Consider the following 22,505-nt stretch of genomic DNA (forward strand, 5'->3'; position numbering starts at 1 on the left):
AAAGTAGCCAATTAAATTAAGTTCACTTAAAGGTGGGGGAACAATGAACCGGGCTTACGATTATATAGAAATGTCGTTTCCAGCTAAGGCTGAGTACGTAGGAGTCATCCGACTTACCTTATCTGGAATTGCGAATCGTATGGGTTTTTCCTACGATGAAATCGAAGATATCAAGATTGCTTTGAGCGAAGCTTGTACAAACGCTGTGGAGCATGCTTATAAGCAGGACGAAAAAGGAAATATTCGAATCGGATTCGGAATTTATAAAGACCGACTCGAGTTGGTGGTAGCTGACAATGGTCAAAGCTTCGACTTTGATAAAGTGAGAGAAGAATTAGGTCCATACACCGAGTCGCAACCAGTAGAAACTTTGCCAGAAGGAGGGTTAGGATTATTCTTAATCCAAACGCTGATGGATGATGTGAAGGTGCACAGCAATCAGGGCGTTACCGTCTTCATGACAAAGTATGTACAAGGAGAGCAGGTGGAAAGGGATGCAGAGTCAATCTCAATCCAGTAAGCTGGATGTTAATATGCTATTAGAGCGGTACCAACAAGACGGTTGTGAAGTATCGCAGTTGCAATTAGTCGAGCATTATACTGCACTTGTTGAATCCATCGCTCGTAAATACTCAAGGGGAAAAGCCTTTCATGAAGACCTATCCCAGGTTGGGATGATTGGATTGCTTGGGGCCATGAAACGTTTTGATGCAAGCTTTGGTCGAAGTTTCGAAGCATTTGCCGTACCGACGATCATCGGTGAAATCAAACGTTTCCTGCGCGATAAGACATGGAGTGTGCATGTCCCTCGCAGAATCAAGGAAATAGGACCGAAAATTAAATCAGCAGTGGAAGAGCTGACAAATGAACTTCAACGTTCACCGAAAGTAGTGGAAATTGCGGACTACCTCGAGGTTACGGAAGAAGAAGTATTGGAAGCGATGGAGATGAGCCAGAACTACCAAGCTCTATCTGTCGATAATGCTATTGAAGCAGACTCTGACGGAAGCACGGTGACCATCCTAGATATTGTAGGGAATCAGGATGCCGGCTTTGATCAAGTGGATCAGCGACTTCTCTTACAGAAAATCTTCCATGTGCTATCGGAGCGGGAAAAGCAGATTATCGAATGCACATTCTTTAAAAATATGAGTCAAAAAGAGACAGGGGAAAAACTGGGTATTTCTCAAATGCACGTTTCCAGGCTTCAACGCAAGGCACTAACCAAGCTGAAGCAAGCCTTCATGGCAGATAACGCAAATACGGAGATTTTTTCATGATAGAACAATTCAAACATGAAAGAGCTAACGTCAATGCCTACCAGAATGCCAAAAATGGAATGTATTTCTGTGGAGACAGCTACTACGTGAATACAACAGATGACTATTTTCTGTGTGTAGTAGCGGATGGTCTAGGTAGTGGGGAATATGCGCATGATGCATCACAAGCGGTCATTTCCGCTGCCAAAGATCATGAAACTGAAGACGTTTCGGTCATTATGAAAGCTTGTAACGAAGCGATGAGAAATAAGCGTGGAGCAGCAGTATCCGTGTTGAAGGTCAACTATGCCCAGCGGGAGGTTGTTTACAGCTGTGTTGGAAATATTCGATTCTACCTATATCCTCCGACAGAAAAGCTAATCTATCCTCTTCCGGTCAAAGGCTATCTTTCTGGAAAACCTCAGAACCTTAAAACCCATCGCTTTCCTTACAGTTCCAAAATGAAATTCTTCATCTATTCGGATGGATTGAATATCCCGTCCGTAAAAAAATATATTAAGGATATACCATCTGCGACGACATTGCTTGAAATCGCAGCAATGTTTACCGGCAACGGAATGGATGACGTCACCATCATCTCTGGTGAAATTCATTAGGAGTGCGTATGAATGTAGAAACCATGTTGATCGTAGTGGAAGGTCCGAAGACTTCCGCGGGAGGAAGGGACACGGAATACCCCCCCTCAGGGCGAATGCCCGAGGAGGCTTCCGGACAGCCCGCGAAAAGCGAAGCACCTGGAACGAAGATCAACAGTTGAATGCAAATACTTTTGGGTTTCAACAGTCCAAGACTAACAAATTAGTGTTAGTCTTTTTTCTTTGTTCATTAATTTGTTAAAATGGAAGATGGGATACTATGTTGGGAGGCTACAAAATTGGAATGGAACGAAAAAAGTGAGCAATTGGTAAATTTGCTAGTCAAAGATGTAGAGGTATCAAAATCGCAGGCCAAAAAAGTGATAGGACTTTTAGAAGAGGGCAATACAGTCCCTTTTATCGCCAGATACAGAAAAGAACAGACTGGTTCGTTAGATGAAGTCCAAATCAGGGCGATCATGGAAAAATGGCAATACATACAAAACCTTGAAAATAGAAAAGAAGAAGTTATCCGCCTTATTGAAGAACAAGGAAAACTGACGCCTGAACTTAAGGCAAATCTTCTTAAGTCGACAAAACTGCAACAGGTTGAAGACCTTTACCGTCCATACAAACAAAAGCGCCGGACAAAAGCGACTGTTGCAAAAGAAAAGGGGCTCGAGCCATATGCTCAATGGTTGCTCACCTTCCCGTCATCTCCATCATTGGAGGAGAAAGCACAGGGCTTTCTATCCGAGGAAAAAGAAGTGACCTCCGTTGAAGAGGTGCTAGAGGGTGCGAAGGATATCCTTGCCGAAACATTTTCAGATGAGCCTTCTTATCGCCAATACATTCGTGACGTTACTTTTAAGCAAGGAAAGGTCGTTTCGACAGTAAAGAAAGCGGAAAAAGACGAAAAAGAAGTTTACGCCATGTACTATGAGTATGAAGAAGCCATATCTCGGATTCTTCCTCACCGGATCCTGGCTGTAAACCGTGGGGAAAAAGAGGATGTTTTACGACTTTCCATCTCTGCTCCAACAGACAGGGTGATTGATTACTTAAATCGCCAAGTGATAAAGAGGGAGTCGTCCATTGCAACCCCTCTTGTAAAGGAAGCGATTGAAGACGGCTACAAACGATTGATTGAACCGGCCATTGAGCGTGAAATTAGAAAAGAGTTAACGGAAAAGGCCGAGGAACAGGCTATCCATATCTTTTCCGAAAATCTGAGAAACCTTTTGCTCCAACCACCTTTAAAAGGGCGAGTTGTATTGGGGGTAGACCCTGCATATCGAACGGGATGTAAGCTCGCGGTAGTGGACGAGATTGGAAAAGTGCTCCATATCAGTGTCATTTATCCGCACACTGGCGCAAACAAGCGAGAAGAGGCTATCAGGAAGCTACTCGATGTGCTGGCTACCTATAAAATCGAAGTGATCGCAATAGGTAATGGTACGGCATCCCGTGAAACAGAACAGCTAATCGCAGAAGTAATGAAAGAAAGCGGGAATAGCATCTCCTACTTGATCGTTAATGAAGCGGGAGCGAGTGTCTATTCCGCTTCTGATCTTGCAAGAGAGGAATTTCCGGATCTGCAAGTAGAAGAGAGAAGTGCCGTTTCCATTGCCAGACGACTACAAGACCCGTTGGCGGAACTAGTGAAAATAGATCCGAAATCAGTAGGGGTGGGTCAATATCAGCATGACGTCGCTCAAAAGCGCCTGGCGGAATCCCTTAATTTCGTAGTCGAAACAGTGGTAAACCAAGTAGGAGTGAATGTAAACACTGCATCTTCCTCTTTGCTTCAATATGTTGCTGGCTTATCAAAGACCGTCACCAACAATATCGTCAAAAAGCGTGAAGAGGATGGCAAATTCGCCAGTAGGGCAGACCTGAAGGGTATCCCTAGACTTGGTGCCAAAACCTATGAACAGTGTATCGGATTCCTTCGAATCATCGACGGGAAACAACCGCTTGATAGAACAGGTATCCATCCCGAAACCTATCCGGACGTAAAGAAACTCTTAAAGCAGCTAGGGGCTTCCGAAAAAGAAATTGGAACGGCCAAGCTCCAAGAAGCACTTAAAGGCGTAGATGTTTCCAAGCTTGCGGAAGATTTAAATATCGGACCTATCACGCTTCAGGATATCATTGATTCCTTGATCAGACCCGAGCGTGATCCTCGCGATGATATGCCAACTCCGCTTCTTAAACAGGATGTTTTGAAAATGGAAGACCTGCAAAAAGGAATGGAGCTAGAAGGAACGGTCCGTAATGTAGTCGACTTCGGAGCATTCGTTGATATCGGAGTAAAGCAGGATGGTCTGGTCCATATCTCCAAGCTAAGCAACCGGTTTGTAAAACACCCACTCGATGTTGTCTCGGTGGGGGACATCGTAACCGTTTGGGTGGACGGTGTGGAAGTCAACAAAGGACGTGTCTCCTTGACTATGTTGCAACCACAAAAACAGGAAGTATAAATACAGCACACAATGAACCCCGAGCGCAATGTTCCATGCAACTCGGGGTTTAGCTTTAGCCATTCTTCTTATAATAAAAAAACCAACACTGATTCAACATTTTGATTTGGTAACGATCCTTTTCCAGGTAAGCGCGTTGCATCTGCTTTCTAAACCAAGACGGCATCTTCCTGTACCTCCTTCTACATTTAACTCGAAGGCTACAAATGACTTAATTTATTCTATAGTATGCAGTATAATGGGGAGGGTTCAAAGGAAGGGGGAGGACAGATGGAAGACAAGGATCTTCAGAAGCTAATAGAAGAAATATCTATGACCTATTTTAATAGACCTTTTCTACATACAGCATCATTCAACCACCGCTTGAAAACAACGGGAGGGAGATACCTGACCTCCACAAGCAACATCGAAATCAACAAAAAATACTACGATGCGTTAGGGATGGACGAGCTTGTAGGGATTATCAAACATGAACTCTGTCATTACCACTTGCATATCCAAGGGAAAGGATATAAGCATCGAGACCGGGATTTCCGCACCCTGCTGAAAAAAGTCGGAGCCCCAAGGTTCTGTACACCGATTGAGGCACCGCAGTCCAAGCCGAAAACTTTCCGTATATATGAATGCAAGGACTGTCACCAATTATATAAAAGAGTAAGAAGGGTGAATACAATCAAGTATAGATGTGGAAAATGTAGAGGGAAGCTAAGAGAAATCGAAAAGCGTGTTGACATACGACCATGAAATATGATACTTTATTCTAGTCGCTGTTTTAAAAAAGTGACGAAATGACAATTATGATGATATATCATTTTGTTGCAAAAAAACTTGACTTTTTCGTACAATCTTATTAAAATTAAAACAGTCGGTTGCGACGAATAAGAACGAAAATCGACATAACAATTTCATTACCGTAGTAATATTCCACCATAGCTCAGCGGTAGAGCACGCTCGAATAATCTCCCTTGAGATTCTACAGCGTACCGATTGAGCAACTTCACTGTAATGCTTCCCGAAATCGGGACGTTCGGCGTCTGCAAGTTATAAGATGCGTAGTGAAACCTTTTGCATTATTCCACCATAGCTCAGCGGTAGAGCATTCGGCTGTTAACCGAAGGGTCGTAGGTTCGAATCCTACTGGTGGAGCCATAAATGGAGAAGTACTCAAGTGGCTGAAGAGGCGCCCCTGCTAAGGGTGTAGGTCGTGTAAGCGGCGCGAGGGTTCAAATCCCTCCTTCTCCGCCATTCTTAAGGCCCGTTGGTCAAGCGGTTAAGACACCGCCCTTTCACGGCGGTAACACGGGTTCGAATCCCGTACGGGTCACTACTAAGTGGGTTGCAAAGCAAGATTGCTTTGCTGCCCACTTCCAATCTGGAGGATTAGCTCAGCTGGGAGAGCACCTGCCTTACAAGCAGGGGGTCGGCGGTTCGATCCCGTCATCCTCCACCAGAGGGACATTATCCTCTATCTATTTAAGAACATCGTGGACTTTGGTGTCGATATTATTCCGCCTATTTCCTTCTGAAATAGTCAAAATAATATCTGCGGTGTAAGCTCATGTAGCTACTCCAAGAAGATAGATTCACGAAGTATAATCAGTGGGCTATAGCCAAGCGGTAAGGCATCGCACTTTGACTGCGACATGCGTTGGTTCGAATCCAGCTAGCCCAGCCAACTTTATAAAATGTATGCGGGTGTGGCGGAATTGGCAGACGCGCTAGACTTAGGATCTAGTGTCTTTGACGTGGGGGTTCGAGTCCCTTCACCCGCACCATACATTTTCTAGCCATTCATTTTCGCGGTCGTGGCGGAATGGCAGACGCGCTAGGTTGAGGGCCTAGTGGGGGCAACCCCGTGGAAGTTCGACTCTTCTCGGCCGCACCAAAAAATAATTTCAAAAAAGTGTTGACATGAAACGCTGAAATTGATATTATAGTTAAGTCGCCTCTGAGAGCGACATTGAAAATAAACATTATTACGAAGCGCCCGTAGCTCAATTGGATAGAGCGTTTGACTACGGATCAAAAGGTTAGGGGTTCGAGTCCTCTCGGGCGCGCCATTATTTATAAAGTGAACGGGGAGTAGCTCAGCTTGGTAGAGCACTTGGTTTGGGACCAAGGGGTCGCAGGTTCAAATCCTGTCTTCCCGATTTCTAGATAATGCGGGTGTAGTTTAATGGTAAAACCTCAGCCTTCCAAGCTGATGTCGTGGGTTCGATTCCCATCACCCGCTCCATAATATTGAATGATCTTTGAAAACTAAACAAAACAACAGCGTCATAACGTTAATTCTACGGGATTAACAAAATGATTTAAGTAACACAAGCTAGCAAATTTTGAGCAAAAGCTCAGACTCTTTATTGGAGAGTTTGATCCTGGCTCAGGACGAACGCTGGCGGCGTGCCTAATACATGCAAGTCGAGCGGACCTTTTAAAAGCTTGCTTTTGAAAGGTCAGCGGCGGACGGGTGAGTAACACGTGGGCAACCTGCCTGTAAGACTGGGATAACTTCGGGAAACCGGAGCTAATACCGGATAATATAAGGAACCTCCTGGTTCTTTATTGAAAGATGGTTTCGGCTATCACTTACAGATGGGCCCGCGGCGCATTAGCTAGTTGGTGAGGTAACGGCTCACCAAGGCGACGATGCGTAGCCGACCTGAGAGGGTGATCGGCCACACTGGGACTGAGACACGGCCCAGACTCCTACGGGAGGCAGCAGTAGGGAATCTTCCACAATGGACGAAAGTCTGATGGAGCAACGCCGCGTGAGCGATGAAGGCCTTCGGGTCGTAAAGCTCTGTTGTTAGGGAAGAACAAGTGCGAGAGTAACTGCTCGCACCTTGACGGTACCTAACCAGAAAGCCACGGCTAACTACGTGCCAGCAGCCGCGGTAATACGTAGGTGGCAAGCGTTGTCCGGAATTATTGGGCGTAAAGCGCGCGCAGGTGGTCCTTTAAGTCTGATGTGAAAGCCCACGGCTCAACCGTGGAGGGTCATTGGAAACTGGGGGACTTGAGTGCAGAAGAGGAAAGTGGAATTCCAAGTGTAGCGGTGAAATGCGTAGAGATTTGGAGGAACACCAGTGGCGAAGGCGACTTTCTGGTCTGTAACTGACACTGAGGCGCGAAAGCGTGGGGAGCAAACAGGATTAGATACCCTGGTAGTCCACGCCGTAAACGATGAGTGCTAAGTGTTAGAGGGTTTCCGCCCTTTAGTGCTGCAGCTAACGCATTAAGCACTCCGCCTGGGGAGTACGGTCGCAAGACTGAAACTCAAAGGAATTGACGGGGGCCCGCACAAGCGGTGGAGCATGTGGTTTAATTCGAAGCAACGCGAAGAACCTTACCAGGTCTTGACATCCTCTGACACTCCTAGAGATAGGACGTTCCCCTTCGGGGGACAGAGTGACAGGTGGTGCATGGTTGTCGTCAGCTCGTGTCGTGAGATGTTGGGTTAAGTCCCGCAACGAGCGCAACCCTTGATCTTAGTTGCCAGCATTCAGTTGGGCACTCTAAGGTGACTGCCGGTGACAAACCGGAGGAAGGTGGGGATGACGTCAAATCATCATGCCCCTTATGACCTGGGCTACACACGTGCTACAATGGACGGTACAAAGGGCAGCAAAACCGCGAGGTCGAGCCAATCCCATAAAACCGTTCTCAGTTCGGATTGCAGGCTGCAACTCGCCTGCATGAAGCCGGAATCGCTAGTAATCGCGGATCAGCATGCCGCGGTGAATACGTTCCCGGGCCTTGTACACACCGCCCGTCACACCACGAGAGTTTGTAACACCCGAAGTCGGTGGGGTAACCTTTTGGAGCCAGCCGCCTAAGGTGGGACAGATGATTGGGGTGAAGTCGTAACAAGGTAGCCGTATCGGAAGGTGCGGCTGGATCACCTCCTTTCTAAGGAATGTACGCTTGTTGTTTTGTTTAGTTTTGAGAGAGCATTCTCTCTAAATAGGCAATTCTTACGAATTGTCATAGTTGTTCCTTGAAAACTAGATAATGTAACTAATATCAAGATATTCACAAAATATCGTTCATCTTAGTAATTTTCTTTATAGATATCATCGCTGATATCGACACATGACCAATTTTGGTCGACGGTTAAGTTATTAAGGGCGCACGGTGGATGCCTTGGCACTAGGAGCCGATGAAGGACGGGACTAACACCGATATGCTTCGGGGAGCTGTAAGTAAGCTTTGATCCGGAGATTTCCGAATGGGGAAACCCACTGCTCGTAATGGAGCAGTATCTTTACCTGAATACATAGGGTAATGAAGGCAGACCCGGGGAACTGAAACATCTTAGTACCCGGAGGAAGAGAAAGCAAACGCGATTTCCTGAGTAGCGGCGAGCGAAACGGAATTAGCCCAAACCAAGAGGCTTGCCTCTTGGGGTTGTAGGACACTCAACATGGAGTTACAAAGGAACGGGGTAAATGAAGCGATCTGGAAAGGTCCGTCATAGAAGGTAAAAACCCTGTAGTTGAAACTTCGTTCCCTCCTGAGTGGATCCTGAGTACGGCGGGACACGAGAAATCCCGTCGGAAGCAGGGAGGACCATCTCCCAAGGCTAAATACTCCCTAGTGACCGATAGTGAACCAGTACCGTGAGGGAAAGGTGAAAAGCACCCCGGAAGGGGAGTGAAATAGATCCTGAAACCGTGTGCCTACAAGTAGTTAGAGCCCGTTAATGGGTGATAGCGTGCCTTTTGTAGAATGAACCGGCGAGTTACGATCCCGTGCAAGGTTAAGTCGAAGAGACGGAGCCGTAGCGAAAGCGAGTCTGAATAGGGCGAATGAGTACGTGGTCGTAGACCCGAAACCAGGTGATCTACCCATGTCCAGGGTGAAGTTCAGGTAACACTGAATGGAGGCCCGAACCGACTCACGTTGAAAAGTGAGCGGATGAGGTGTGGGTAGGGGTGAAATGCCAATCGAACCTGGAGATAGCTGGTTCTCTCCGAAATAGCTTTAGGGCTAGCCTCATGTGTTAGAGTCTTGGAGGTAGAGCACTGATTGGACTAGGGGTCCTCATCGGATTACCGAATTCAGTCAAACTCCGAATGCCAAAGACTTATCCATGGGAGTCAGACTGCGAGTGATAAGATCCGTAGTCAAGAGGGAAACAGCCCAGACCGCCAGCTAAGGTCCCCAAGTATACGTTAAGTGGAAAAGGATGTGGAGTTGCTTAGACAACCAGGATGTTGGCTTAGAAGCAGCCACCATTTAAAGAGTGCGTAATAGCTCACTGGTCGAGTGACTCTGCGCCGAAAATGTACCGGGGCTAAACGTATCACCGAAGCTGCGGACTGTTCTTACGAACAGTGGTAGGAGAGCGTTCTAAGGGCGTTGAAGCTAGACCGTAAGGACTGGTGGAGCGCTTAGAAGTGAGAATGCCGGTATGAGTAGCGAAAGAAGGGTGAGAATCCCTTCCACCGAATGCCTAAGGTTTCCTGAGGAAGGCTCGTCCGCTCAGGGTTAGTCGGGACCTAAGCCGAGGCCGAAAGGCGTAGGCGATGGATAACAGGTTGATATTCCTGTACCACCTCCACTCCGTTTGAGCAATGGGGGGACGCAGAAGGATAGGGTAAGCGCGCTGTTGGATATGCGCGTCTAAGCAGTAAGGCTGAGAAGTAGGCAAATCCGCTTCTCATTAAGGCTGAGCTGTGATAGCGAGGGAAATATAGTACCGAAGTTCCTGATTTCACACTGCCAAGAAAAGCCTCTAGCGAGGAGTATGGTGCCCGTACCGCAAACCGACACAGGTAGGCGAGGAGAGAATCCTAAGGTGAGCGAGAGAACTCTGGTTAAGGAACTCGGCAAAATGACCCCGTAACTTCGGGAGAAGGGGTGCTCTGTTAGGGTGTTAAAGCCCGAGAGAGCCGCAGTGAATAGGCCCAGGCGACTGTTTAGCAAAAACACAGGTCTCTGCGAAGCCGTAAGGCGAAGTATAGGGGCTGACGCCTGCCCGGTGCTGGAAGGTTAAGGGGAGAGGTTAGCGCAAGCGAAGCTTTGAACCGAAGCCCCAGTAAACGGCGGCCGTAACTATAACGGTCCTAAGGTAGCGAAATTCCTTGTCGGGTAAGTTCCGACCCGCACGAAAGGCGTAACGATCTGGGCACTGTCTCAACCAGAGACTCGGTGAAATTATAGTACCTGTGAAGATGCAGGTTACCCGCGACAGGACGGAAAGACCCCGTGGAGCTTTACTGTAGCCTGATATTGAATTTTGGTACAGCTTGTACAGGATAGGTAGGAGCCTGAGAAGCCGGAGCGCTAGCTTCGGTGGAGGCGTCGGTGGGATACTACCCTGGCTGTATTGAAATTCTAACCCGCAGCCCTTATCGGGCTGGGAGACAGTGTCAGGTGGGCAGTTTGACTGGGGCGGTCGCCTCCTAAAGAGTAACGGAGGCGCCCAAAGGTTCCCTCAGAATGGTTGGAAATCATTCGCAGAGTGTAAAGGCACAAGGGAGCTTGACTGCGAGACCTACAAGTCGAGCAGGGACGAAAGTCGGGCTTAGTGATCCGGTGGTTCCGCATGGAAGGGCCATCGCTCAACGGATAAAAGCTACCCCGGGGATAACAGGCTTATCTCCCCCAAGAGTCCACATCGACGGGGAGGTTTGGCACCTCGATGTCGGCTCATCGCATCCTGGGGCTGTAGTCGGTCCCAAGGGTTGGGCTGTTCGCCCATTAAAGCGGTACGCGAGCTGGGTTCAGAACGTCGTGAGACAGTTCGGTCCCTATCCGTCGTGGGCGCAGGAAATTTGAGAGGAGCTGTCCTTAGTACGAGAGGACCGGGATGGACGCACCGCTGGTGTACCAGTTGTCTTGCCAAAGGCATAGCTGGGTAGCTACGTGCGGACGGGATAAGTGCTGAAAGCATCTAAGCATGAAGCCCCCCTCAAGATGAGATTTCCTTTTACTTCGGTAAGTAAGATCCCTGAAAGATGATCAGGTAGATAGGTTCGAGGTGGAAGCATGGCGACATGTGGAGCTGACGAATACTAATCGATCGAGGACTTAACCCAACAATTGAAATAAGTGAACGATATGAATATCTTGATACGAACACATTATCTAGTTTTGAAGGAACAAGAAAGTTGAAAAACTTCTTGATTTTTCTACTTAGTTATTTTACAATAGTATATGTCTGGTAATGATGGCGAAGAGGTCACACCCGTTCCCATACCGAACACGGAAGTTAAGCTCTTCAGCGCCGATGGTAGTTGGGGGATCTCCCCCTGTGAGAGTAGGACGTTGCCAGGCAAGTGCTTTTGTAAAAATAGCATATATTATTGTCGCGGGGTGGAGCAGTCTGGTAGCTCGTCGGGCTCATAACCCGAAGGTCGCAGGTTCAAATCCTGTCCCCGCAACCAAATAAGGTCCCGTGGTGTAGCGGTTAACATGCCTGCCTGTCACGCAGGAGATCGCCGGTTCGATCCCGGTCGGGACCGCCATTCTTTTAAAATGCGAAACTAGGTTTCGTTATTTTTTTTGTCTTTTTTTATGACTTTTTGACGACTGAACCATTCATTTTTGCACTTATGGTGGCCCCATACACCCTCAATGACAACTGAACACCTCATATTTCCGCATGTGGTGGTTCCATACACCCTCAATGACGACTGAACATCTCATAATTCCGCGTGTGGTGGTTCCAAACGCCCTCAATGACGACTGAACATCTCATAATTCCGCGTGTGGTGGTTCCAAACGCTCTCAATGACGACTGAACACCTCATAATTCGGCTTGTGGTGGTTCCATACACCCTCAATGACGACTGAACACCTCATAATTCGGCTTGTGGTGGTTCCATACACCCTCAATGACGACTGAACACCTCATAATACGGCTTGTGGTGGTTCCATACACCCTCAATGACGACTGAACACCTCATAATACGGCTTGTGGTGGTTCCATACACCCTCAATGACGACTGAACATCTCATATTTCGGCTTGTGGTGGTTCCATACACCCTCAATGACGACCGAACACCTCATATTTCCGCATGTGGTGGTTCCATACGTCCTCAATGACGACCGAACACCTCTTGTGGTGGTTCCAAAGCCCCCAAAAAAATGAAGCCCCCACCAACGAGGCTCCATTCCAACTACCTTCTACCTGCAACCTATTTATTAATTATAATTAGCTTTATGCGCTTCAAGGATTTCTTCGGAAGTGGCAGCTGACCAATCTTCAATGGATGCCCCATCATTTGCGTCTACATAGGACTGAACCATTTTGTAGCTTTCGCTGTATCCATATTGGCTAGGTAGACCGTTTCTTCCACCTTTGAAGATTTCTTGTGCCTTTTTATCATCTTCCTTTTCCAATTCGCCTTCAATTCTTGACCATAGATCTTTGTTGTATGTTTCATCTACAGGTGCTACGTTGATGTTAGGGTATACAAGCTTTTGGAACATAGTTCCTTTTCCTTCGATTACAAGGTTGTCCAAAACGGTGAATGTTTCGCCGTTATAGTGGTTATCCATCCAGTAGCTGTGATGATACTTGTTAGCTACACCTGCTTTAAGAATGTTGTCTGTCGTGTTGCGGTCAAAGAAAACAACAATTTGGCCTATACCTGCAGTTACAAAGGTTGCCGGTGCGTTGTTGTCTGTCGGGAATACACATACAGTGGTTTTGCTACCTTCTAGTGGAAGCTCATTGGACGATTTTGTTAAAGAATCTTTGATGGCAGCATTGATCTTGCGAGTGTCCATTCTCTTTAGGTTATCCTGAACAGCGATTCTGTTCTTTGGTGGAGCAAGAACATAGTCTGTCTTCTGTTCAAATTCTCCGCCCTTGTAACATCTATCCGCAACCTCATCAAGGATGCTTGAAGTGTACAGTTCAGTTGCTTCTTCCCCTTTAAGTCCTTCTGCATAGAATGCTTCATACAACTGGTACACGTGAATAATCTCAAATTCTTGTCCATCTTTTTCAAAGGTGTACTCTAAGCCTACTGCCTCTTCGGTTTCGGCTTCTACTCCTCCGTTGTTACAACCTGTTAATGCTACAGCCATGATGAGAAAAAAGAAAAAACTAGTAAAGCGCATTGATTTCCCTCCTAAGATAGTATTTGCCCCCTATAGATTATATATCGGCAACCAAGTTTAAATATTCTATAAATTATGACAAATTCCTTCTTTTTCATTATATTTTTATTAAGGAAATATTACCCACAAAAAAGCCACCTCTAGAGGTGGCAGGATGTTTAGATATGTTTTATCAAAGTGTAGGGTGTATTTCCTACGATTAATCTACTAGTTTGACTAGCATGTGCGCAAGTTTGTGGCGCTCGTCTTTGTCGCCGACTTTCCAGAGTTCCTGAAGAAGCTTTTCTTCACTATTTCTTGGGTCCTCATGCTTCGCTAGGTAATCTCCTACTTTTTCAGCTGCAACAGCAAGCTGTTCTTCTCCTAGCCCCACTTTTTTCCCTTTGGAGACTTTTTCACTTAAATAGCTCTTGAAGGTATCGAAGTCGGCGAGGATCTGTTCTTTCTTGCTTGGATCCATATTTTCTACTTTACGTTCTACTCTGTCTTCTGTAGCTTCACGATCTGTGTATGCCATTTCATTTATTCCTCCTTTAAATTTAAGCGTTCTCTTGTCCATATCCTTTTTATGGGAGTGTTAAACCTTATCAAGCATATCCTGGCAGAATTATTTTCTTTATAGTGTCCCTTTCGCTATAATAGTGGGTAGCAGTCGGAAGCAAAGGAGTGAAGAGATTGTCCATTTCAGATGAGTTTGCTTTTATAAAAGATATACAGCCAGCTAGATTGTTTCATGAAGAGATGGTGATTGGGATCGGTGATGACGCGGCAATTGTCTCTTTTGAGGATGGATATGAGAAAATCGTGTGTGTGGATACGATGGTGGAAGATGTCCATTTTACAAGACAGACGATGGCGCCCTTTGATATTGGTTTTAAGGCACTTGCCGCTAACATCAGTGATGTGGCAGCGATGGGTGGATACCCGATGTATTATCTCGTTTCCATCACCATCCCGAAAAGCTGGAAACCCGATGAGCTGAAGGAAATCTATAACGGCATGAAGCAGCTTGGCGATCAATATGAAATGGATTTGATCGGTGGAGACACGACTTCCGGCAAAACGATGGTGTTAAGTGTTTTTGTTATTGGTAAAGTGGAAAAGGGGAAAAGGCTGCTCCGTTCTAATGCGAAGGAAGGCGATGTGGTGTTTGTCTCCGGTTCATTGGGCGATTCGGCTGGTGGATTGGATATCCTTTTACATAACAGGCCTGTTGCATATCAAACATTAGTAACGAAGCATCAACAGCCCAAGCCTCAGGTGGCCTTAGGAAGGATCTTGAGCCGCTATGAGCGTGTTTCCCTAAACGATGTGAGTGACGGCTTGGCAAGTGAGCTTCTGGAGATTGCAGAAGCCAGCCAGGTAGATATTTTGATAAATAAGGAAACAATACCTATAAGTGATGATTTACGGAACTATGATGCGGACAAGGCCTTCAGTTGGGCCATGACTGGCGGGGAAGATTTTGAGTTGGTAGGATCCCTTCCTGCTTCTGATTGGGATTCCTTGCATGAGAAATGTATGGCATCCGGTATACCGATCAGCAAGATCGGTTCCGTCCAGGGTGGTCAGGGACAAGTATTCTTGAAGACGGATGAAGGGCTGCAGAAGCTGAAAAAAGAAGGATATAATCATTTTAATAGAAGTTAGGAGTAGGATGATATGTTGCAAGTGGAGCTTATGACACATTCTGCCGAGGAGACCATGGCAAAGTCCGAGGCGCTAGGAAAATTGATGAGAGGCGGCGAGGTCCTGCTGCTGGAAGGTGATCTTGGCGCAGGGAAGACCACTTTTACAAAAGGGTTGGCAAAAGGGCTTGAGATCAAGAGGAATGTAAACAGTCCTACCTTCACCATCATCAAGGAATACCAAGGGCGCCTTCCGCTCTACCATATGGATGTGTACCGCTTGGCTGACAGTGAAGAGGACCTTGGATTTGATGATTATTTTGAAGGAGAAGGTGTGACGGTGGTGGAATGGGCACACCTGATCGAGGAATTTTTACCGAATGAGCGGTTGGAAATCTATATCTATCACCATGGGGACGATGAACGGAAGCTCGTGCTCACGCCAAAAGGGGAAAGATATGAAGCTATTTGTAAGGAGTTAATGGAATGACGAAAGTATTAGCAATCGATACATCCACCTATGTGTTAGGGGTAGCAATTGTCGAGGAAGATAAAGTAATTGGGGAACTGGTGACAAATGTGAAAAAGAACCACTCGCTGCGAGCAATGCCTGCAGTAGAGAAGCTTATGCAGGATTGTGATGTGAAACCTGCAGATCTTGAGCGGATTGTGGTGGGAAAAGGGCCAGGATCTTATACGGGAGTCAGGATCGGTGTGACGCTTGCGAAGACGTTGGCTTGGTCGTTGAAGATTCCGCTTGTTGGGATTTCCAGCTTGGAGCTTGTGGCAGCGAATGGCCGTTATTTTCAAGGAAGTATCTGTGCCTTGCAAGACGCAAGACGTGGTCAGGTGTATACGGGGCTTTATCGTTTCCAAGAGGACGAGCTGATCACGGAGATGGAGGACGTGAACATCCTGATGGTAGACTGGCTGCAGGCGTTAAAAGAAAGACAAGAGCCGGTATTGTTCATCGGGAATGACGTGCACCTTCATAAGGAAACCATCATAGAGTACCTTGGGGAACTGGCTCATTTTGCTCAGGTCAGCGAAAATAACCCAAGACCTAGTGAGCTGGCTTTTCTTGGCTTGAAAAGGGAGGCAGAAGATGCCCATTCCTTCGTGCCGAACTATACAAGGCTTGCAGAAGCAGAGGCGAAATGGCTGGAAAGTAAAGAAAAATAGGTGAGCGGAATGAATACAATGATAGGAATCTCAAAAATGACGGTTTATGATATTGAAGGGGTACATCGGGTGGAGCTTCATTCTTTTGCCACACCATGGACAAAGGATGCCTTCTATTATGAACTGACCAACAATCCCTATGCCCATTACCTCGTGATGAAAGAAGCCGAACGGGTAATCGGCTATTGTGGGATCTGGATTGTCATGGGGGAAGCGCAAATTACCAATATCGCTGTAGACCCAGCATGCAGGGGACGAAAACTTGGCGATCTTTTACTCGGAAAAGCAATGGAATATTGTAAAATGGTCGGAGCCACCACCGTTTCGCTGGAAGTGAGGGTTTCGAATGTAGTGGCACAGTCGCTCTATCGCAAACACGGCTTCCAAAACGGAGGCATCCGAAAAAAATACTATGTGGATAATAACGAAGATGCACTAGTGATGTGGGTGAATATATGAAAACAATCGATGAAAAAGACGAACTTATATTAGGGATTGAAACGAGCTGTGATGAGACGGCGGTGGCGATAATTAAGAATGGAAAAGAGATCGTGGCAAATATCGTTTCCTCGCAAATAGAGAGCCATCAACGTTTTGGCGGGGTTGTGCCGGAAATCGCTTCACGTCATCATGTCGAGCAGATGACAGTGGTATTAGAGGAAGCATTGGAACAGGGCGGTGTGACCATGGCAGACTTAGATGCCATCGCAGTGACAGAAGGACCGGGACTTGTTGGTGCGCTGTTGATTGGTGTGAATGCAGCGAAGGCGCTGGCGTTCGCTCACCAGAAGCCACTCGTCGGGGTTCATCACATTGCAGGCCATATCTATGCCAACCAACTTGTGGCAGACCTTGACTTCCCGTTGCTTGCGCTTGTGGTGTCAGGTGGACATACAGAGCTTGTGTACATGAAAGAGCACGGTTCCTTTGAGGTAATCGGGGAAACGCGTGATGACGCCGTTGGAGAAGCCTATGACAAGGTTGCGCGCACCCTTCAGCTACCTTATCCAGGCGGTCCTCACATCGATCGTATGGCTGCGGAGGGGTCACCTTCTATCAAGCTGCCAAGAGCGTGGCTGGAAGAGGACTCCTATGATTTCAGTTTCTCAGGATTGAAATCAGCTGTTATCAACACGTTACACAATGCCAAGCAAAAGGGGGAAGAAATCATCCCCGAGGATCTTGCGGCAAGCTTTCAGGAAAGCGTGATAGAGGTGTTGGTTGGAAAGACGATCCGTGCGATGAAGGAATATGGCGTGAACCAAGTGTTGCTGGCAGGTGGAGTAGCGGCGAACAAGGGCTTGCGTGCGGCCCTGCAGGATGCTGTGGATAAAGAAGGGAAGAATCTGGTGATTCCACCATTATCCCTGTGTACGGACAACGCTGCCATGATAGCAACGGCAGGTAGTGTGATGTATAGACTAGGAAAGCGATCTGGAATGGACTTGAATGCCAATCCGGGTTTGGATATTGAGAAGCCTTTTAACTGACTTTGTGCAGTTGGAAGGCTTTTTTTGTGCTTGCGTTTGAAGGGGGGTTATGTGCAATGGAAAGTGTTATCCACACAACTGTGGATTAAATGTGGATATTTACCCAAATATCCACTAAAATAAACCTCCGAAATGTGAATAAAAAGTGTGGATAACTTTGTGTGATTTTGTGGATAGTGTGAATAATTATCTTGATAACTTATAAAACAAGGGTGGATATGTGCATAAACCTGTGGGTAAGTGGGGCTAATCGACAAGCTTCAGCAAGATACCTTTTTTGTTCGACAAAATGCGCGTGAGGAAGAAAACGGGGATAACTTATGAGAATATTTCCTCTTGGAAAAATTTCTAAATACCATTGACTTCCAACTCTTTTACTTATATAGTTAGTTACATAAGTAATTAACCAAATAACAAGCACCGCTAATATAAAACAAGTAAATCAAAGTAGGTGAATACGTGGAATTTAATCTTAATAGTGATATACCCATTTTCCAGCAGGTGGCCGAACTGATCGAGAGCGGCATCTTAGAAGGCAGCATGCAGGAGGGGGAGCGGGTGCCATCCACTAACGAATTTGCGAAATACTATCAGATCAACCCAGCAACAGCAGCTAAGGGAATCAATCAGTTGGTAGATCAGGAAATCTTATTTAAGAAAAGAGGGGTCGGAATGTTTGTTGCAGAGGGAGCTAAGGAAATCATCCTTACAAAAAGGAAAGCGGCATTTTTCAAAGACTTTATCGTTCCTTTAAAAAAGGAAGCGGGGAAGCTTGGGATCAGTGAAGAGGAATTGACTGACTTTATACGCAAGGGGGAAGGGCAATGAGAGTAGAGCTGAGAAACGTGTCTAAAAACTTTGGCGTGAAAAAAGCAGTGGATGACCTGACGCTTACGCTAGAAGAAAACAAAATCTACGGTCTGCTTGGACGGAATGGGGCTGGTAAAACCACATTGATGCAGCTACTGGCAGGGCATGCGCTTCCTTCGTCTGGAGAAATTCTTATAAATGGTCAGAATCCATTTAACAACAGGCAGATCACGAAAGACATTTGTTTGGTAAACGAGAGCAATAACTTCATCAAGCGCTTAAAAATCAAGGATATCCTGAAAGTGGCGTCCCTCTTTTACCCTAACTGGTCCTGGGACACAGCTAATGCGTTGCTCACAACCTTCAACCTGGACCCCTCCCTCAAAACGAAAGGCTTATCCAAAGGGATGGAATCCTCGCTTGGCATTACCATCGGGCTTGCCAGCAGGGCGAAAATCACCATCCTAGATGAACCGTATATCGGACTTGATGCAGCAGCCAGGTTTAAGTTCTATGAAGTGCTGTTAGAGGAATATGAGGAATATCCGCGAACCATCATCTTATCCACTCATCTGATCGACGAAGTGAGCAACTTATTCGAAGAAGTAATCTTATTGAGGAGCGGGGAAGTGGTTTTCCACAAGTCCACAGAAGAACTTATGGACTCAAGCATAACGGTATCGGGAAAAAGGGAAGCGGTAGATGAATTCGCTCAAGGCAAGCGAGTATTGCATGAGTCGGTACTTGCAGGAAGGAAGACCGCAACGTTGTTTGGCGAAAGGCTGACAGTGGAAGAAGCGGCTGCTCATAACCTGGATGCAGATCGCAGCTCCATTCAACAATTAATGGTGTATATGACAGAAGAAGAGTCGAAAGGAGGCCAAAAGCATGCTTAACGAAATGAAAGCAGTACTTTACTATTTAGCAGTGGATATTCGCTACTCGTTCATGGTGTTCTGGTCCATCCTGATTCTCAGTCTGACCGCCATGTTCATCATTGTGCTTTCGTTTGATACACGAATGATTGTGACGACCAGCATGGCCATCTATATTTTCTGCGGAATCACGGGCTTTTTAACGACAAAAGAGACGTTCCCTTACTGCATCAAGTTTGGTGCGACGAGAACGCAATACTTGCTCAGCGTCCTCATTTATTGCGCGGGGGTGGCAGCGGTGTTTTCCATCGTCCACGTCTTCGTCCAAGGAATCTTCAATAGCCTGGTGCAAGCCAGCACAAGTGGGCGATTTTTAACCTACCACACCGTGCAGGCCACGACGCTTGCGAACACATGGTATAACCAACTTCTAGTTGATCTGACCATCTGTTTCCTATTATTATCACTTGGCTTCCTTTTAGGCTCCACCTTCTATCGATTTGGCCTCATTGGAGGTTTTGGAACATTGGCAGCGTTGGCTATTATCATCATCCTGCCATATACAAGGTCCTTCCTTATAGATGTTTTGGTAAATATGGAAGGGTGGAAGCTTGGGGTTAATTTTCTGATGCTGGTGGGAGTTGCCTTATTGGCGTACCTGCCGAACTGGGGCATGCTTAGAAAAGCGTCCACTGTGCCTGGGGCAACAAGGTAGTTATTGCTAACAAAAAGAGGAAAGGGATTTACCCCCTTCCTCTTTTCTGTTTCTTCTGGAAAAACAAATAATAAATTCCTAGTCCTAGTCCCGCAAAATTGATAGCCAGCATCACGAAAAAGTAAGCTTCAACCGGGCCGGTAAAGATATAGTACAAGTATCTGATTGTATTGATAATAATGACAAGCAATAAAATGACTGAAAAAGTCTTATTCATCCAATCCCCCTAGCAAACTTAGACAAGCTCTTCCCATTCCTCCATCAAGGCAAGAAGCCTCTCCTGAAATGCTTCGTTCGCGGTGTTCAGCTCGAGCACTTTTTCATGATCCTGATAGACCTCGGGCAGACAGAGTTCGCTTTCGTTATGCTCGATTTTCTGTTCCAGCTCTTCCATCTCTTTTTCGATCTCTTCAACGCGGCGTTTACGCTGGCGTTCGAGACGCTTTGCTTCTTTTTCCTGTTCGTAACTCATTTTTTCTGGCGCCTCAGTAGCTACGGCCGAAGTGACCTTAGAACCTTTTGAACTCCCAGCCTCTGCTTCTAAACGCTCAAGCTCCAACGCCTCTTCTTTTTTCTCCACATAATAGTCGTAGTCGCCGAGGTACTCTGTCGCACCAATCGTACTCAACTCATACACTTTCGTCGCCAAGCGGTTGATGAAATAACGGTCATGGGAAACAAAAAGGATGGTTCCAGGATAATCGATAAGGGCATTCTCCAGGATTTCCTTGCTGTCCAGGTCCAAGTGGTTGGTAGGCTCGTCCAGGATCAGGACATTGGATCGTTCCATCATCAGTTTGGAAAGGGCAAGCCGCGCCTTTTCGCCTCCGCTCAATGTGGATACAGGCTTCAGCACGTCATCACCGGAAAATAAAAAGTTTCCTAGAACGGTCCGTATCTCCTTCTCCATCTTCTGAGGATATTCATCCCAAAGTTCTGCTAAGACCGTCTTATTGGAGGTAAGGTCTGCCTGTTGCTGATCGTAGTAGCTGATCGACACATTCGCTCCAAAGGAGAAAGTTCCCTCAAGCGGCTTTAATTTCCCAACAAGCGTCTTAAGTAAGGTCGATTTCCCGATTCCGTTAGGCCCAACAAGTGCGACACTGTCGCCTCGGCTCATCGAAAAGTCGACATGACGGAAGACGGGAGTCGTATCATAGGAAACCGCTAGATCTCTTGCTTTAAGGACATCATTTCCGCTTTGGCGGTCAATGTCGAACATAATGGAGGCAGATTTCTCATCGCCTTTCGGGCGGTCCATCACGTCCATTTTCTCCAGCTGCTTACGACGGCTTTGGGCACGCTTGGTAGTAGAAGCACGCGCAAGGTTCTTTGCCACAAAATCTTGCAGCTTGGCGATCTCGTCCTGCTGCTTTTCAAACATTTTCATCTCGCGCTCATATTGTTCAGCCTTCTGCTCTAGATACTTACTATAGTTCCCAATGAACTTAGCGGATTGCTTACGCGAAATTTCATACACAATGTTCACGACCTTGTCCAAGAAATAGCGGTCATGGGAAACGATTAGCAACGCACCAGGGTAGCCTTGAAGGTAGTTCTCCAGCCACGATAGCGTATCGATGTCCAAATGGTTGGTCGGCTCATCGAGGATGAGGAGGTCTGGCTTGGTTAAAAGTAATTTTGCCAGCGCCAGGCGGGTCCGTTGTCCACCGCTTAACGTTTCAATGGGCGTTTCGTAATCGTATTCGGAAAATCGCAGGCCGTGCAGGACGGAGCGGATGTCGGCTTCGTACTGAAAGCCGCCCTGTTGCTTGAATGCTTCCTGGACCTCGTCGTATTCTTTGAGGATGCGAGCATAAACGACTTCATCTTCAAAGTAAGCGGGATCGCCCATTTTTGCCTCAAGTGTGCGCATCTGGGTTTCGAGTTCGCGAAGGCCGGAGAATACTGTCAGCATCTCGTTCCAGATCGAGCGCTCAGTCTGTAAGCCGGTGTCCTGTGCGAGATAGCCGATCGACACACCTTTAGGTTTAATCAAGTCTCCTGAATCAAAGGACAACTGATTGGATATGATTTTTAATAGGGTGGATTTACCGGCCCCATTACGCCCCACAAGGGCAATACGATCTTTCGATTGTACTTCTAGTTTTATATTCGATAAAATAAGGTCAGCGCCGAAATATTTGGTCAACTGATTTACCTGTAAAATAATCATCATCTTCACCTCGAGTAATTCTAGGTTAAGTGTATCTTTCTTTGGGGTTTACATCAAGATTTTGGGTATTTCTCGTTTACTTTCTGTTGATTTCCGTTCCAGGTGTTCGCTTATCCTAAGGGCGCTGCTTGAGCCTCCTCACAACGCTTCAGGGGTCTCAACCTACCGCTAACCTCCCGTAGGGGTCTCACACCTTGCACTCCAATCAACAGAAG

17 protein-coding genes, 12 tRNA genes, 3 rRNA genes and 1 pseudogene are annotated in these 22,505 nt (G+C 46.6%); 28 read left to right on the forward strand and 5 right to left on the reverse strand.

The window, feature by feature from the left end; translation table 11 throughout:
• The first annotated feature begins 43 nt into the window (after nucleotides 1-43).
• The 4 genes from rsbW (at nucleotide 44) to MKY77_RS02215 (ending at nucleotide 4,338) form a co-directional block, all read left to right on the forward strand.
• A complete protein-coding gene (gene rsbW / locus MKY77_RS02200) occupies nucleotides 44-520 on the forward strand; it encodes an anti-sigma B factor RsbW (protein WP_237665411.1) in 477 nt (158 codons plus the stop codon).
• Nucleotides 495-1,280 carry an RNA polymerase sigma factor SigB gene (sigB, locus tag MKY77_RS02205; protein WP_339148618.1) on the forward strand — a complete coding sequence of 262 codons (786 nt, stop codon included), beginning with the start codon at nucleotides 495-497 and terminating at the stop codon, nucleotides 1,278-1,280. Before rsbW ends, sigB begins: the two co-directional genes overlap by 26 nt.
• Nucleotides 1,277-1,876: a PP2C family serine/threonine-protein phosphatase gene (locus MKY77_RS02210; protein ID WP_339148619.1), complete on the forward strand. Its 600-nt coding sequence runs from the start codon at nucleotides 1,277-1,279 to the stop codon at nucleotides 1,874-1,876. Before sigB ends, MKY77_RS02210 begins: the two co-directional genes overlap by 4 nt.
• 242 nt (nucleotides 1,877-2,118) lie before the next feature.
• Complete coding sequence (locus MKY77_RS02215; protein WP_339148620.1) at nucleotides 2,119-4,338, forward strand: Tex family protein; 2,220 nt, start codon at nucleotides 2,119-2,121, stop codon at nucleotides 4,336-4,338.
• A gap of 55 nt (nucleotides 4,339-4,393) precedes the next feature.
• Here MKY77_RS02215 and cmpA read toward each other — a convergent pair whose 3' ends face one another.
• On the reverse strand, nucleotides 4,394-4,504 hold the full coding sequence (cmpA, locus tag MKY77_RS02220) for a cortex morphogenetic protein CmpA (RefSeq protein ID WP_237665415.1): 111 nt from the start codon (nucleotides 4,502-4,504) through the stop codon (nucleotides 4,394-4,396).
• 104 nt (nucleotides 4,505-4,608) lie between these two features.
• Here cmpA and MKY77_RS02225 point away from each other — a divergent pair, with 104 nt between their 5' ends.
• The 16 genes from MKY77_RS02225 (at nucleotide 4,609) to MKY77_RS02300 (ending at nucleotide 11,810) form a co-directional block, all read left to right on the forward strand.
• Complete coding sequence (locus tag MKY77_RS02225; protein WP_339148621.1) at nucleotides 4,609-5,082, forward strand: SprT family protein; 474 nt, start codon at nucleotides 4,609-4,611, stop codon at nucleotides 5,080-5,082.
• A 330-nt stretch (nucleotides 5,083-5,412) separates the two neighbouring features.
• A tRNA-Asn gene (locus MKY77_RS02230) sits at nucleotides 5,413-5,487 on the forward strand.
• Nucleotides 5,488-5,492: 5 nt separating this feature from the next.
• A tRNA-Ser gene (locus MKY77_RS02235) sits at nucleotides 5,493-5,583 on the forward strand.
• A 7-nt stretch (nucleotides 5,584-5,590) separates the two neighbouring features.
• Nucleotides 5,591-5,662, forward strand: a tRNA-Glu gene (locus MKY77_RS02240).
• 50 nt (nucleotides 5,663-5,712) lie between these two features.
• Nucleotides 5,713-5,788 (forward strand) — tRNA-Val (locus MKY77_RS02245).
• Between the two features lie 150 nt (nucleotides 5,789-5,938).
• Nucleotides 5,939-6,013, forward strand: a tRNA-Gln gene (locus tag MKY77_RS02250).
• 16 nt (nucleotides 6,014-6,029) lie between these two features.
• Nucleotides 6,030-6,113 (forward strand) — tRNA-Leu (locus MKY77_RS02255).
• A gap of 24 nt (nucleotides 6,114-6,137) precedes the next feature.
• Nucleotides 6,138-6,223 (forward strand) — tRNA-Leu (locus MKY77_RS02260).
• Between the two features lie 98 nt (nucleotides 6,224-6,321).
• Nucleotides 6,322-6,398, forward strand: a tRNA-Arg gene (locus tag MKY77_RS02265).
• Between the two features lie 16 nt (nucleotides 6,399-6,414).
• Nucleotides 6,415-6,488: transfer RNA gene (locus tag MKY77_RS02270), tRNA-Pro, on the forward strand.
• Nucleotides 6,489-6,500: 12 nt separating this feature from the next.
• A tRNA-Gly gene (locus MKY77_RS02275) sits at nucleotides 6,501-6,574 on the forward strand.
• A 121-nt stretch (nucleotides 6,575-6,695) separates the two neighbouring features.
• Nucleotides 6,696-8,247 (forward strand): 16S ribosomal RNA (locus MKY77_RS02280).
• A 202-nt stretch (nucleotides 8,248-8,449) separates the two neighbouring features.
• Nucleotides 8,450-11,381: ribosomal RNA gene (locus tag MKY77_RS02285) — 23S ribosomal RNA — on the forward strand.
• 121 nt (nucleotides 11,382-11,502) lie between these two features.
• Nucleotides 11,503-11,619, forward strand: a 5S ribosomal RNA gene (gene rrf, locus MKY77_RS02290).
• Together the 16S, 23S and 5S rRNA genes with 12 tRNA genes alongside form the textbook arrangement of a ribosomal RNA operon.
• A gap of 33 nt (nucleotides 11,620-11,652) precedes the next feature.
• Nucleotides 11,653-11,729: transfer RNA gene (locus MKY77_RS02295), tRNA-Met, on the forward strand.
• A 5-nt stretch (nucleotides 11,730-11,734) separates the two neighbouring features.
• Nucleotides 11,735-11,810, forward strand: a tRNA-Asp gene (locus tag MKY77_RS02300).
• A gap of 680 nt (nucleotides 11,811-12,490) precedes the next feature.
• Here MKY77_RS02300 and MKY77_RS02305 read toward each other — a convergent pair.
• Nucleotides 12,491-13,414, reverse strand: coding sequence for a DUF2268 domain-containing putative Zn-dependent protease (locus MKY77_RS02305; RefSeq protein WP_339148622.1), 924 nt, complete (start codon nucleotides 13,412-13,414; stop codon nucleotides 12,491-12,493).
• A 199-nt stretch (nucleotides 13,415-13,613) separates the two neighbouring features.
• A complete protein-coding gene (locus tag MKY77_RS02310; RefSeq protein WP_064098062.1) occupies nucleotides 13,614-13,931 on the reverse strand; it encodes a DUF3243 domain-containing protein in 318 nt (105 codons plus the stop codon).
• 164 nt (nucleotides 13,932-14,095) lie between these two features.
• Between MKY77_RS02310 and thiL the strand changes: the two genes are divergently transcribed.
• The 8 genes and pseudogenes from thiL (at nucleotide 14,096) to MKY77_RS02350 (ending at nucleotide 20,114) form a co-directional block, all read left to right on the forward strand.
• Nucleotides 14,096-15,064, forward strand: coding sequence for a thiamine-phosphate kinase (thiL, locus tag MKY77_RS02315; RefSeq protein ID WP_339149933.1), 969 nt, complete (start codon nucleotides 14,096-14,098; stop codon nucleotides 15,062-15,064).
• Nucleotides 15,065-15,076: 12 nt separating this feature from the next.
• Nucleotides 15,077-15,596 (forward strand): annotated as a pseudogene (gene tsaE, locus MKY77_RS02320) (tRNA (adenosine(37)-N6)-threonylcarbamoyltransferase complex ATPase subunit type 1 TsaE).
• Nucleotides 15,565-16,224 carry a tRNA (adenosine(37)-N6)-threonylcarbamoyltransferase complex dimerization subunit type 1 TsaB gene (tsaB, locus tag MKY77_RS02325; protein WP_339148623.1) on the forward strand — a complete coding sequence of 220 codons (660 nt, stop codon included), beginning with the start codon at nucleotides 15,565-15,567 and terminating at the stop codon, nucleotides 16,222-16,224. Before tsaE ends, tsaB begins: the two are co-directional and overlap by 32 nt.
• A 9-nt stretch (nucleotides 16,225-16,233) precedes the next feature.
• Complete coding sequence (gene rimI, locus MKY77_RS02330; protein ID WP_339148624.1) at nucleotides 16,234-16,683, forward strand: ribosomal protein S18-alanine N-acetyltransferase; 450 nt, start codon at nucleotides 16,234-16,236, stop codon at nucleotides 16,681-16,683.
• Nucleotides 16,680-17,714 (forward strand): tRNA (adenosine(37)-N6)-threonylcarbamoyltransferase complex transferase subunit TsaD, encoded by a 1,035-nt coding sequence (tsaD, locus tag MKY77_RS02335; protein ID WP_339148625.1) that lies wholly within the window; start codon nucleotides 16,680-16,682, stop codon nucleotides 17,712-17,714. The genes rimI and tsaD overlap by 4 nt, the downstream gene beginning before the upstream one ends.
• A gap of 459 nt (nucleotides 17,715-18,173) precedes the next feature.
• The gene (locus MKY77_RS02340) at nucleotides 18,174-18,542 is read left to right on the forward strand and encodes a GntR family transcriptional regulator (protein ID WP_339148626.1); all 369 of its coding nucleotides are present in this window, start codon (nucleotides 18,174-18,176) and stop codon (nucleotides 18,540-18,542) included.
• Nucleotides 18,539-19,420: an ABC transporter ATP-binding protein gene (locus MKY77_RS02345; protein ID WP_339148627.1), complete on the forward strand. Its 882-nt coding sequence runs from the start codon at nucleotides 18,539-18,541 to the stop codon at nucleotides 19,418-19,420. Before MKY77_RS02340 ends, MKY77_RS02345 begins: the two co-directional genes overlap by 4 nt.
• Entirely contained in the window at nucleotides 19,413-20,114 is a 702-nt protein-coding gene (locus tag MKY77_RS02350) for a DUF4052 family protein (protein ID WP_339148629.1), read from the forward strand. Before MKY77_RS02345 ends, MKY77_RS02350 begins: the two co-directional genes overlap by 8 nt.
• Before the next feature lie 28 nt (nucleotides 20,115-20,142).
• Here MKY77_RS02350 and MKY77_RS02355 read toward each other — a convergent pair whose 3' ends face one another.
• Nucleotides 20,143-20,331, reverse strand: a complete 189-nt coding sequence (locus MKY77_RS02355) for a hypothetical protein (RefSeq protein WP_237665429.1) — start codon at nucleotides 20,329-20,331, stop codon at nucleotides 20,143-20,145.
• An 18-nt stretch (nucleotides 20,332-20,349) separates the two neighbouring features.
• Complete coding sequence (locus MKY77_RS02360) at nucleotides 20,350-22,290, reverse strand: ABC-F family ATP-binding cassette domain-containing protein (protein ID WP_339149934.1); 1,941 nt, start codon at nucleotides 22,288-22,290, stop codon at nucleotides 20,350-20,352.
• Nucleotides 22,291-22,505: the final 215 nt, after the last annotated feature.

Source organism: Sutcliffiella sp. FSL R7-0096, assembly GCF_038595065.1.
Lineage (GTDB): Bacteria > Bacillota > Bacilli > Bacillales > Bacillaceae_I > Sutcliffiella_A.